General features: G+C 66.4%; 8 protein-coding genes. 3 read left to right on the top strand and 5 right to left on the bottom strand.

Going from position 1 to position 12,005, the window contains the following annotated elements:
- Positions 1 to 5: 5 nt before the first annotated feature.
- Entirely contained in the window at positions 6 to 938 is a 933-nt protein-coding gene (locus ACOOFO_RS11380; protein WP_420426887.1) for an AAA family ATPase, read from the bottom strand.
- 91 nt (positions 939 to 1,029) lie between these two features.
- On the opposite strand from ACOOFO_RS11380, the gene ACOOFO_RS11375 reads away from it, so the two are divergent.
- Positions 1,030 to 2,529 (top strand): patatin-like phospholipase family protein, encoded by a 1,500-nt coding sequence (locus ACOOFO_RS11375; RefSeq protein WP_420426886.1) that lies wholly within the window; start codon positions 1,030 to 1,032, stop codon positions 2,527 to 2,529.
- Between the two features lie 43 nt (positions 2,530 to 2,572).
- Here ACOOFO_RS11375 and ACOOFO_RS11370 read toward each other — a convergent pair whose 3' ends face one another.
- The 3 genes from ACOOFO_RS11370 to ACOOFO_RS11360 form a co-directional block, all read right to left on the bottom strand.
- Entirely contained in the window at positions 2,573 to 5,332 is a 2,760-nt protein-coding gene (locus ACOOFO_RS11370; protein WP_420426885.1) for a valine--tRNA ligase, read from the bottom strand.
- Positions 5,333 to 5,422: 90 nt separating this feature from the next.
- Positions 5,423 to 5,854 (bottom strand): DNA polymerase III subunit chi, encoded by a 432-nt coding sequence (locus tag ACOOFO_RS11365; RefSeq protein WP_420426884.1) that lies wholly within the window; start codon positions 5,852 to 5,854, stop codon positions 5,423 to 5,425.
- Entirely contained in the window at positions 5,851 to 7,350 is a 1,500-nt protein-coding gene (locus tag ACOOFO_RS11360; protein ID WP_420426883.1) for a leucyl aminopeptidase, read from the bottom strand. Before ACOOFO_RS11360 ends, ACOOFO_RS11365 begins: the two co-directional genes overlap by 4 nt.
- Before the next feature lie 137 nt (positions 7,351 to 7,487).
- Here ACOOFO_RS11360 and lptF point away from each other — a divergent pair, with 137 nt between their 5' ends.
- Together lptF and lptG are read left to right on the top strand one after the other, a co-directional pair.
- Positions 7,488 to 8,558: an LPS export ABC transporter permease LptF gene (gene lptF / locus ACOOFO_RS11355; RefSeq protein ID WP_420429748.1), complete on the top strand. Its 1,071-nt coding sequence runs from the start codon at positions 7,488 to 7,490 to the stop codon at positions 8,556 to 8,558.
- A complete protein-coding gene (gene lptG, locus ACOOFO_RS11350; RefSeq protein WP_420426882.1) occupies positions 8,555 to 9,619 on the top strand; it encodes an LPS export ABC transporter permease LptG in 1,065 nt (354 codons plus the stop codon). Before lptF ends, lptG begins: the two co-directional genes overlap by 4 nt.
- A gap of 18 nt (positions 9,620 to 9,637) precedes the next feature.
- Here lptG and ACOOFO_RS11345 read toward each other — a convergent pair whose 3' ends face one another.
- Complete coding sequence (locus ACOOFO_RS11345; protein ID WP_420426881.1) at positions 9,638 to 11,989, bottom strand: ATP-binding protein; 2,352 nt, start codon at positions 11,987 to 11,989, stop codon at positions 9,638 to 9,640.
- Positions 11,990 to 12,005 lie beyond the last annotated feature (16 nt).

The raw sequence follows: 12,005 nt of genomic DNA, 5'->3' as shown, positions 1-12,005 counted from the left end.
CCGGCTCAGGGGATGGCCACTGCGCTCAGAATCTCGCCGGCCGTGGGCGATTCGGTCTCGCTGTCCGGGCTGGGATGCAGGCGGTGCCCGGCCACCGGCGGAAAGACCCGCTGGATGTCCTCGGGCAATACGCCATCGCGGCCTTCGAGTAGCGCCCAGGCCTGGGCGGCACGGCGGATTGCCAGACCGGCGCGGGGGGATAGGCCGTGGCGCAATCCTGGCAGGCTGCGCGAGTACTGCACCAGAGCCAGGATATAGCGCGCCGCCGCGTCGGAGACATGGATGGCGGCTACGGCAGCCTGAATGCCACGAAGCGATTCACGGTCCAGCACAGGCTCCAGGTGCTCGACCATCCGGCGGTGGTCGCTGTCCTGGAGCAGTTGTAGCTCGGCTTCGGCTGGCGGATAGCCCAGCGAAAGGCGCATCAGGAAGCGGTCCAGCTGGCTTTCGGGCAGAGGGTAGGTGCCGAGCTGGTCGCGCGGGTTCTGGGTGGCGATGACAAAGTAGGGCGAAGGCAGTGGGCGCGTTTCGCCCTCGACCGTCACCTGACCTTCCGCCATGGCTTCGAGCAGGGCGGACTGGGTCTTGGGCGAGGCACGGTTGATCTCGTCGGCGAGCAGCACATCGCTGAAGATCGGCCCGGCTTCGAAGCGGAAGCGCGCGGTCGATGCGTCGAAGATGGAGACACCCAGAATGTCGGCGGGCAGCAGGTCACTGGTGAACTGAATCCGCTTGTAGTCAAGGCCATAGACCCGCGCCATGGCCAGTGCCAGGGTGGTCTTGCCGACCCCGGGAAGGTCCTCGACCAGCAGGTGGCCGCCGGCGATCAGGCAGCAGTTGGCGAGGCGGGTCTCCAGTGACTTGCCCAGGATGATGCGGTCGACGGCAGCAATGGCATCGCGCATCTGCCGCTGCGCGGTGTGATTTTCGTAAGGCATGGGCGGAGTGTAACGGTCCAGGAGCGGCTTGCCATGGGCCGGTGATCGTCGCACGATGCGTGCAAACAACCGAAAAGGACAGCAACGCGAGATGGACGCGATCGCTAGAGAAGCCCAGGCCGCCATGCGCGAGGCAGAGACCTACGCCACCTGGCACGAGGCCGCCTCTGTGCTGGACGAGCGCGAGGGCCTCGACGAATGGATGGAGGAAGAGGTCTCCGAAGACTACGACTGGCAGCTGATCCGCACCCGGTTGCGCCAGCTTCGCCAGCTGCGCGAGGAAGGCGACGTGCACGCCCTGGTGCACTACATGCGCCAGGGCTTGCACTGGAACATCGGCAACATCGGCAACCCCAATCTCTATGCCTATGCCCGCACCGGCACCAAGACGCTGATCGATCAGTATCTGCAGACGGTGGTGGAGACACTGGAATATCTGGCCGACACCAGTTTCCCGGAATGGCCGCATGCAAGGAAGCTGAAGTTCTTTCGGGAAGTCACGCAGTCCTTCGGGCAGTCGGGCCTGCTGCTGTCCGGCGGCGCCACGCTGGGCCTGTTTCACGTCGGCGTGGTCAAGGCGATCTATCTTGAAGGCCTGCTGCCACGCGTATTGTCGGGTTCCAGCGCGGGCTCGGTGGTGGCCGCGGCGGTGTCGACCCGTAACGAGGAGCAGACGCTGGAGCTGCTCGATCCGGAAAGCAGCTACTACCGTTTCTGGCGCGCGCTGCGCCCCGCTGACATGATGCGCTTCGGCTCGATCATGGACCCGACTCAGCTGCGCAAGGCCATCGCCGCCAATGTGCCGGATCTGACCTTCGAGCAGGCCTTCGAAGCCTCGGGTCGCAGCCTCAATATCACGGTGTCGCCGGCCGGCAGCAATCAGCCGCCGCGGCTGCTCAATCACCTGACCTTTCCCTATGTCTGCGTCCGTGAGGCAGTGGCGGCGTCCTGCTCGGTGCCGCTGATCTTTCCGCCGGTGATGCTGATGACGCGCGACGCGCGCGGGGCACGCGTCCCGTTCATGCCCACGCTCAAGTGGAACGACGGCTCGCTCAAGTCGGACTTGCCGATGCAGAGACTGCGCCGACTGCACAACGCCAATCATTTCGTCGTCAGCCAGACCAATCCGCACGTCATCCCCTTCCTCGCGCGTGCTGAAGGTGGCCCGCGTGCCGGGCGTCTCGCGGGGGTACGCAAGCTGGTGATGGGAACCCTGCTACAGCAGTCGCGCAGCGTCGTGGACATCGCCCGCTCCGGCTTGCCGGACGGCGGCCTGCGCAAGCCCTTGGACATGGCCGCCTCGCTGCTCGACCAGAACTACCGCGGCAACGTCACGATCATGCCGCAGAACAGTCTGTGGCGTTTCATGCGGGTCACCGCCAACCCGCGCATCGATGATGTGCGCCGCTTCATCCTCGAAGGGGAGCGGGCGACCTGGCCGCGCATGGCGCAGGTACGCAATCAGCTGATGGTGAGTCAGGCCCTGGAACGCTGCCTGACCAATCTGGAGGCGCCGGAGAATCGACGCCAGCCACTGGCTCGCAAGCCGCGGGCGCTGCGCCTGGTCCGGCAAAAGGCCGCCGAGGAGTAGCGGCATTCATCCGCCACCGGCCTGGCGCCGGTGGCGGTGATGACTAGGCGATTTCGGCCACCTTCTGGCGCTGTTCGCGCAGCGCTGCCAGATCATCGCGCAGCTGCTGGCTGCGTTCACGCGCGCCAGCGACGACATGTTCCGGTGCCTTGGCGAAATCAGGGTTGGCCAGACGCTGCTCCAGACCGGCCAGTTCCTTCTCGCACTTGGCGATGCGCTTGTCGAGCCGCGCCAGCTCGGCCTCGGTATCGATCAGCCCCTTCATCGGTACCAGAATCTTGAGATCACCGAGCAGGGCCGTGGCGGCCTTTGGCGCTTCCTCGTTCTGTTCCAGGAACAGCGGCGCTTCGGTCCGGGCCAGAGCGGTAATCAGCGACTGCATGCGCCGCACCCGTTCCACGTCCTGCTGACTGGCGTCGCGCAGGTAGACCGGCAGGATGGTCGACGGCGCAAGATTCATCTCGCCGCGAATGTTGCGGATGCCGACGATGAAGCCCTGCAGCCATTCGATGTCGGCCTCGGCTTCGGCGTGGATGCGGTCCTGCTGCGCGCGCGGGTAGGGCTGCTGCATGATGCTGTCGCCCTGCTTGCCGGCGAGCGGCCCGATGCGCTGCCAGATCTCCTCAGTGATGAAGGGCATGATTGGATGCAGCAGGCGCAGGATGGTCTCGAGTACTCGCAGCAGGGTCGTGCGCGTGCCGCGTTGGGCGGCGACATCGCGGCCGGACAGGGCCGGCTTGGCCAATTCCACGTACCAGTCGCAGTACTCATGCCAGACGAAGTGATAGAGCGTCTGCGCGATGAGATCGAAGCGGTAATCCTGGAAGTGCTGTTCGATCTCGGCCTCGACGCGCTGCAGTCGCGAGATGATCCAGTGATCGGCGGCCGACAGCGTGGCGGCTTGGCCGGCCTCGGGCAGCGCCTCGGATTCGCAGTGCATCAACACGAAGCGGGCGGCATTCCAGATCTTGTTGCAGAAGTTGCGATAGCCTTCGGCGCGCTTCGGGTCAAAGCGGATGTCGCGCCCGGTCGAGGCCAGTGCGCAGAAGGTGAAACGCAGCGCGTCGACGCCGGTTTCATGCAGGCCGTCCGGGTAGGCGGCGCGGGTTGCTTTCTCGATCGCCTTGGCCTTCTGCGGTTGCATGAGGCCGGCGGTGCGCTTGGCCACCAGCTCATCCGCGGAAATGCCTTCTACGATGTCGAGGGGGTCGATGACATTGCCCTTCGACTTGCTCATCTTGGCGCCGTCCGAGTCGCGCACCAAGCCGGTGATGTACACGTCGCGGAAGGGCACGTCGTCCATGAAATGCAGGCCCATCATGGCCATGCGCGCCACCCAGAAGAAGATGATGTCGAAGCCGGTGACCAGCACATCGCCGGGGTAGTGGCGCTGCAGATCCGTGGTTTGTTCCGGCCAGCCCATGGTGGAGAAGGGCCAGAGCGCGGAGGAGAACCAGGTATCGAAGACATCGGTATCGCGCCGTAGCGGTGTGGCGGCGTCCAGGCCGGCCTTGCGCCGTGCTTCTTCCTCGTCGCGGCCGACCAGGACGCGGCCATCCTCGGTGTACCAGGCGGGGACGCGATGGCCCCACCAGATCTGGCGCGAGATGCACCAGTCCTCGATGTTGTTCAGCCAGTGACGATAGGTATTGATCCAGTTGCCGGGCACGAAGCGCATGCGGCCGTCTTCCACCGCTGCCAGCGCGCGCTCGGCCAGCGGTTTCGTGCGCACGAACCACTGCTCGGTCAGATAGGGCTCGACCACCGCATCGGTGCGGTCGCCGTGCGGCACCATCAGGGTGTGGTCATCGACGCGCTCGAGCAGGCCCAGGGCGTCCATGTCGGCCACCACGCGTTCGCGCGCGGCAAGGCGGTCGAGGCCGACATAGGCGGCAGGCGCCTGATCGCTGATGCGCGCATCCGGGGTCAGGATATTGATCTGCGGCAGCCCGTGACGGACCCCCATCGCATAGTCGTTGAAGTCGTGCGCCGGGGTGATCTTGACGCAGCCGCTACCGAAATCGGCGTCGACGTAGTCGTCGGCGATGATCGGGATGATGCGGTCGGTCAGCGGCAGCCGCAGCTCGCGCCCGATCAGATGCTGGAAGCGGGCATCCTCCGGGTGTACCGCCACCGCGGTGTCGCCCAGCATCGTCTCCGGGCGCGTGGTGGCCACCGTCAGATGCCCCGAGCCATCCGCCAGCGGATAGCGGAAGTGCCACAGGTGACCCTTTTCCTCGCGCGACTCGACTTCCAGGTCGGAAATGGCGGTCTGCAGCACCGGGTCCCAGTTGACCAGGCGGGTGCCGCGATAGATCAGATCCTCTTCATACAGGCGGACAAAGGCTTCAGTGACCGCGCGCGAGCAGGTCTCGTCCATCGTGAAGCGCTCGCGCGACCAGTCCACCGCGTTGCCCATGCGCCGGATCTGGTTGGTAATCGTGCCCCCGGAGCTGGCCTTCCATTCCCAGACGGCTTCCAGAAAGGCCTCGCGACCCAGGTCATGACGAGACTGGCCCTGTGCCTCGAGGCGCCGCTCGACCACCATCTGTGTGGCTATGCCGGCATGGTCCGTGCCGGGCAGCCATAGGGCATCGCGGCCGCGCATGCGCTGATAGCGCGTGATCGCATCCATGATGCTGTGCTGGAAGGCATGCCCCATGTGCAGGGTGCCAGTGACATTCGGCGGCGGAATGACGATGGTGTGCGGTGTGCCTTCGCCCTTGGGGGCGTAGAGACCGTTGTCTTCCCAGTAGGCGCGCCACTTGGCTTCCAGCGCGCGCGGCTCGAATGCTTTGTCCATCGGCAGAGTTCGTTTTCGATGATGCCCGGTGATCCCGAGCCGGAGGGCGCGAAGGGTAACGGAAACCGGGCCTGGCCGCCCTGGCAGCAGCTACAGCTTGTGGGTTTGCAGGGGGTAGCCGCGCTCGCGATAGAAGCCGAAGCGGCCCCTGGCCCGGGCACGCTGGGCATCGTCCCCGAAGACCGGCTCCAGCACGCGCTCGAAGGTCGAGAAGAAGGTCGGCACGGCCTCGGCGATGTTGATCAGGATGTCCTGATGTGATGGCGGGGGCGCCTGCTCACCCAGGGCAATGGCCGCCAGCGGGGAACACTGTCCGCTGGCGTCCAGCCGCTCATGGGCGAGAAAGCTGTTCTGCCGGAAGCTCCACAGCGCGCTGTCGATATCGTCGAGTAGCGCGGCGTCGTCGCTGTGCACAAAGACCCGCTTGCCAGTAGCGCCGGCCTTCTCGCACAGCCGACAGACCAGCAGCACGGGGCCGACGTCATCGGCTTCCGGCAGGACGTAGAAATCAACCCGCGTCACGAGGACTCATGCAGCCGCTGGGTCAGGAACTGCAGCAGGAGCGGCACCGGCCGCGCGGTGGCGCCCTTGGGTTTCTGTGTCCAGGCGGTGCCGGCGATATCCAGATGCGCCCAGCGCAGCTTGCGCGCGAAGCGATGCAGGAAGACCGCGGCGGTGACCGAGCCCGCCTCGCGGCCACCGACGTTGGCCACATCGGCAAAGGGGGAGCGCAGGGCGCTCTCGTAGTCGTCCCACAGCGGCAGTTCCCAGGCGCGGTCGCCCATATAGTCGCCGGCCGTGATCAGCGACTTGGCCAGGGCCGGCTGATTGGCGAACACACCGGTGGCGTGGTTGCCCAGGGCAATGATGACCGCGCCGGTGAGGGTCGCCATGTCGATGACGCAGTCGGGGTCGTAGTTGCGCTCCACGTAGGTCAGCGCGTCACAGAGCAGCAGACGGCCCTCGGCGTCGGTGTTCAGGATCTCGATGGTCTGCCCCGACATCGAGGTAACGATGTCCCCAGGCTTGTTGGCCATGCCGTCCGGCAGGTTCTCGGAGGCGGGTACGATGCCGACCAGATTGATCGGCAGGCCCAGTTCCGCGACCGCCTTCATGGTGCCGAAGACCGCAGCGCCCCCGCACATGTCGTACTTCATCTCGTCCATGGCCTGCGCCGGCTTGAGTGAGATGCCGCCTGCATCGAAGGTCAGGCCCTTGCCCACCAGCACGACCGGCTTGGCCTTCTTCGGGCCCTGCATGTACTCCATGACGGTAAAGGTGGCGGGTTCGCGCGAGCCCCTTGAGACCGAGAGCAGGGCGCCCATGCCCAGGTTCTCCATCTTTTTCTCGTCCAGCACCGTGGTCTTGATGCTGCGATAGCTGCTGGCCAGCTCGCGTCCGGTGTTGGCCAGATCGGTGGGCGTGCAGCGGTTGCCCGGCAGATTGCTCAGATCACGGGTCAGTACCATCCCGGCATTGAGAGCGTTGGCCATGCGCAGCGCTTCTTCCGCCTCGGCCAGATCGCTGCGGCTGGGGACATTGAAGGTGATGCGGTTGAGCTTGCTGTGGTCCGGATCCGGCTTGCTCTTGCACTGCACGAAGCGGTAGCCGAGGGCGCCGGAGGCCATGGCCGCGCGCAGCACGGTCCAACGGCGATCGCGTTTACGCACCACGAGATCGGTAAGATAGCTGACCGCATCGACCGCGCCGGTCTTGCGTACTGCCCGCACGGCTTCCTCCGTGGCCCGGATGTAGGCCTTGTCGGAGAAATCCCGTTCGCGACCCAAACCGACCAGGAGCACACGATCACAGACCAAGCCGGTCAAGCTGTGCAGGACCAGGGTTTCGCCCTCGCGGCCTTCGATGTCGCCACGGCGCATGGCCTGGCTGATCGCGCCGTTACAGGCTTCGTCAAGTTCCTTGGCGGCAGGGCTGAGCTTGCGCTTGTCGAAAACACCGGCAATGACGCAGCCTGCGCGTTGCTTGGTGGGGTTGCCACTCTTGACGAAAAATTCCATCGAGCGCCTCGTATTTGTGTATTGGGTGCGTTCGCACGCGTGGTGCAGGAGTGTCGGCAAACTGCGCACGCTGTGCAAGCGAGGCGGGGCGCCGTTCAGCCGCAACGCCAACGGACGGCCAGGGCTATCCTTGCGTGATGGGTGGCAGCCGCATTCTGTCTCGATATTTCTTCCGCGATGCGGCGCTGGCCTGGCTGGCCGTGCTGTCGGTCCTGTTGCTGATCCTGCTCGCCAGCCGCTCGGTGCGGTTCCTGTCGGCCGCGGCGGAGGGCAACATCCCGGCGGACATCGTGCTCAGCGTCGTGCTGTTGTCGGCACTGAGCTATTTGATGATCATCACGCCGATTTCGTTGTTGCTGGGCGTGATGCTGGCAATGGGCCGCATGTACAAGGATCAGGAAATCACCGCGGCTACGGCCTGTGGCGTGAGCCTTGGTGGTATTGCCTTCCCGTTCATGCTTTTGTCGGGCTTTGCAGCCGTGTTGACCGGCATGCTGTCGCTGGACCTGGGTCCGCGTGCCGGGCGGGCGGTCGACCAGCTGACGCAGGAGGCGCGCGAGGAACTGTCCTACGCACCCTTCGAATCGGGCCGGTTCACCCGCATGGCGGGCGGCGACGCGGTGTTCTACGCGCGTGAGACCGAAGACGGCGGCACCCGCTTCGAGGACATCTTCATTCATGCCGAGCTGCCCGAGTTCCAGGGCATCGTGCAGGCCCGGGCCGGCAGCCAGCGCGTCGAGGGTGAGGACAATGTCCGCGAAATCGTGCTCGAATCCGGTCGGGCTTACCAGCAGCGCAAGGGCGACCTGGCCTGGGATGTCTTCGACTTCGGGCAGCTCATTCTTCGCTTCGTGCCGCCGCCCCTGCTGTATGAAGCCTCGGAAACCGACATCGCCCCCACCGCGGAGCTGCTCCAACGCGATGACCCCGAGGCCATCGCCGAGCTGCACTGGCGTGTGGCTGCGCCCATCGCCGTGTTGCTGATGGTGCTGATCGCGGTGCCGCTGTCGCATGTCGGCCCGAGGCAAGGGCGCTACGGCAAGCTGGTTCTGGGGCTGCTGGTCTATCTGGTCTATGCCAATCTGCTGGGCGCCGGGCAGACCGCGCTGGAACGTGGCGTTGTGCCGGCCTGGGCGGGTTTGTGGTGGGTGCACGGGGCGGCTTTGGCCCTTGGCCTGTGGCTGTGGGTGCGACGGGCGCGCGCATGAAGCTGATCGACCGCCATATCGCTGCCCACGTGCTGGGGTTCTCGGCCATCGTCGGCTTTGCCTTGCTGGCGCTGCAGAGCTTCATCACCCTGGCGGCCGAGGCCGACGACATCAGTGACCGTTTCAGCTTTCTTGACCTGGTCACGGTGGTTGCCTTCGAGACGCCCAGCATCATGCTGGTGCTGATGCCCATGATCGCTCTTATCGGCACGCTGCTCGGACTCGGGGCGCTCGCCCAGCAGGGGGAACTGGTGGCCATGCGCGCCGCGGGCATTTCGGTCCTGCGCATTGGCGTGGCCACACTCGCGGGCGGCCTGCTGCTCGCGGCGTTGACCTTGCTGCTCACCGATGTGGTGGCTCCGGCCGGCAAGCGCGCCTCGGAGCAACTGCAGAGCGCCGAAAAGTACGGTACCGACCCCGGCGTGGTGACGCGGCCGGTGTGGCTGCGGGGCGAGCAGGAGATCTATCACGTGCGACGCGTCGAGTCGCCGCGCGCGGTGGGACCCGTCACTGTCTACAGCCTGGGTTCGGACGGCGGCATCGAAATCATCTCCGAGGTGGCGAGCGCGCACTTCGCGGACGGCGCATGGCAGGCAAAGGACATCACGCAGATGCACTTCGGGGACGACGGCGTGCGGCGCGAACAGGTGGCGCGCATGCGCTGGCCCTCGGGGCCATCCCCGGATGTACTCGAACTGGTTGTGCTGGAGTCCGACGCCCTGTCGGTGCGCGGCCTGCTACGCCTGATCGACTATCTGGAACGCAACGACCTCGACGCGCAGCAGCACCGGATCGCGCTGTGGCAGAAGCTGGTGGCGCCCTTGACGGTGCTGGTCATGATGTTACTTGCGGTGCCCTATGTGCTGGGCTCGCTGCGTGACAGCGGCACCGGGCAGCGTCTGCTGGTGGGCGTGCTCATCGGTGTTGCCTTCTGGGTCGGCAACGAGGTCATTGCCAGCAGCGCCTTGATCTATCGCTGGCCGCCGATGCTGTCGGCGCTGAGTCCCAGCCTCATCGTCCTGGTCGTTGCGCTGTGGCGGCTGCGCCAGGCGCGGGAATAGACGAAACCACCCTCAGTGCTAGCCGTCTCTGCCGCCCGCGGCGAGTGGAGGGTTCGCGGCGGTGCGCAGATGCTGCAGTGTGTCCTGGATGCCGCTCCGCAGTTGGGCAATGTCGTCCCGCATTTCAAGACCGACGATAGGCGCATTGCCACCTTGCTGGATGCGGCGTTCGACGCGCGCCGCCAGCCCGCGGATCCGGTGCAGATGGTAAAAGGCCGCCGTGCCATGCAGGGCGTGGGCGGCCTCACGCAAGCCGATGGCATCGCCGGCGGCAAAGCATTGCTCGACTGTGTCGAGCTGGCTGGGTAGCTCCTCGATGAGCATGTCGCGCAGTTCGGCGTCGTCCAGCAGACGGGCATCGATGCCGCTTCCGCTGTCGGCCTCGAAGTGGCTGGTGGCGCCACGCTGACGCAGCCAGGGTGCCAACGCACGCAGCAGCTGCCGGCTGTCGAAAGGCTTGCTGATGACCACGTCGGCGCCGGCGAGGGCCGCCTCACGCTGTTCCTCGGCGTCGAACCAGGCCGACATCAGCACCAGTGCGGGGCGTCGTGCGCCGCTGTCGCGGCTGCGCAGCACGCGCATCAGGCTCATGCCATCGCGCCCCGGCATGTGCAGATCGAGCAGAGCACCGTCCGTGGGCTGTGCGTCGAAACGCTGGAGCGCGCGCTCGCCGTCCTCGGCAGCCACTGTCTCAGCACCGAGTTCCCGCAGCATGTGAACGAGCAGGCCTCGCGTGGCGGTGGCGTTGTCGGCGACCAGGAAACGCAATCCGGCAAGGGGACGCTGCTGGCCTTCACCGTGACCGATGAGGGCGGCGCAGAGCGAGCGGTACAGCGCACTCCGACCGACCGATTTCGGCAGGGCCACGTCGGCACCACAACGGCGGGCGCGCTGGAGGTCCCCCGGAGCGGCGCTGCGCAGCAGGACAACGCGAGCAGAACCGTCGGCAGGCTGGTCGAGCAGCCCCAGCACACTGCGCTCGGAAAGGTCCTCGACGCGCAAGCCGAGTAGCACGAAGGTGGGCGGTGACTGGCTACTCGCCAGCGCGCGCGCGATGACGTCGGGGCCGTCGAAGGCGCGCCATTGCACCCCCCAGTAGTCGAGGCTGTGGGTCAGGGCGAGGCGGGCGGTACTGGTCGGCTCAAGCAGCCAGGCCGTTGTGCCCTGCAGTGCCTGCAGGGGCAGTTCCGAACCGCGGTCGCGCTGACGCTCGAGGCGGAGCGACACCCCGAAGGTACTGCCCTTGCCGGGCATGGACTCCACATCGACATCGCCCTGCATGCTGTGCGCAAGACTCTTGACGATGGACAGGCCCAGCCCGGTGGAGCTGCCAGGTGCTCCGCTGGCAGACGGCGTATAGGCATCGAAGAGGCGGGGCAGGCGCGCCGGGGCGATGCCCTGTCCGGTGTCGCTGACGGTAAAGCGCAGGCGCACGGAATCGCCGTCCTCGCCTTCCTTCATGATGCGCAGCACCACTTCGCCGTGCTGCGTGTACTTGACCGCGTTGGACAGCAGATTGGTCATGATCTGCTGCAGTCGTGCGGGATCGCCGCGCAGGCGGGTGGGCACGTCGTGGTAGATAAAGTGGACCAGCTCCAGCTCCTTGTCGCAGGCGGCCGGAGCGATGAGCGCGAGGGCATCTTCGACCGTATCGGCCAGATCAAAGCTGACTTCGTGCAAGGTCAGTGCGCCGGCCGCAATGCGGCTCCAGTCGAGCAGATCGTTGATCGTGCCCAGCAGGTTCTGCGCGCAGCGGTACAGGCTTTCCGCCTGTTCCTGCGAATCCGCGCTGGTGGCACTGGCGCGCAGGCGGTCTGCGTGCCCCATGATCGCGCTCAGCGGCGTGCGCAGCTCGTGACTCAGTCCGGCGAGCAGCTGGCTCTGGTGCTGCAGCGCGCTTTGCTGATCGTCGGCGCGTGCGTGCGCTGCGCGGGCGTCGCGACGCAGTTGCGCGAGCTGGGTGCGCAGCCCCGCGGTTGCGGTCTCCACCGCCTGCTTGGTGGCACTCTGCTGGTGTGCGCGCGCAACGGCGTGATCGGTAAGGGCGTCGGCGATGCGCTGGGCGTGTGCGGGGAGGGGGCCTGCAGCCAGCCGTTCGAAGCGGCCGTTGCGATGCGCATGGGCGACCGCCAGCAGTTCCTTCCAGGGGCGTCGCAGGTGATGCAATGCCAGCAGCGTTGCCAACAGGGCCGCGGCCAGGGCGAGCCCACCGCTGGCGAGCAGGGCGCGTTCCCCGGACCAGCCCCACTGCAGCCAGAGTGGCCAGACAAGCACGGCCGTGGCCACCGCGCTGAGCCAGGGCAGGGTGAGTGCCAGCAGCAGACCCAGGGTCGGCGGGCGAAGCGGTCGGCGGTGATCGACGGCGGGCATGAGGGCAGGGTGTGCA

The organism is Algiphilus sp., from assembly GCF_965216485.1.
Lineage (GTDB): Bacteria > Pseudomonadota > Gammaproteobacteria > Nevskiales > Nevskiaceae > Algiphilus.
This window is presented reverse-complemented; position numbering and strand designations above follow the sequence as displayed.

Coding starts and splice junctions, on each gene's coding strand:
- ACOOFO_RS11380 (WP_420426887.1), bottom strand. CDS start 938: ATGCCTTACGAAAATCACACCGCGCAGCGGCAGATGCGCGATGCCATT.
- ACOOFO_RS11375 (WP_420426886.1), top strand. CDS start 1,030: ATGGACGCGATCGCTAGAGAAGCCCAGGCCGCCATGCGCGAGGCAGAG.
- ACOOFO_RS11370 (WP_420426885.1), bottom strand. CDS start 5,332: ATGGACAAAGCATTCGAGCCGCGCGCGCTGGAAGCCAAGTGGCGCGCC.
- ACOOFO_RS11360 (WP_420426883.1), bottom strand. CDS start 7,350: ATGGAATTTTTCGTCAAGAGTGGCAACCCCACCAAGCAACGCGCAGGC.
- lptF (WP_420429748.1), top strand. CDS start 7,488: ATGGGTGGCAGCCGCATTCTGTCTCGATATTTCTTCCGCGATGCGGCG.
- lptG (WP_420426882.1), top strand. CDS start 8,555: ATGAAGCTGATCGACCGCCATATCGCTGCCCACGTGCTGGGGTTCTCG.
- ACOOFO_RS11345 (WP_420426881.1), bottom strand. CDS start 11,989: ATGCCCGCCGTCGATCACCGCCGACCGCTTCGCCCGCCGACCCTGGGT.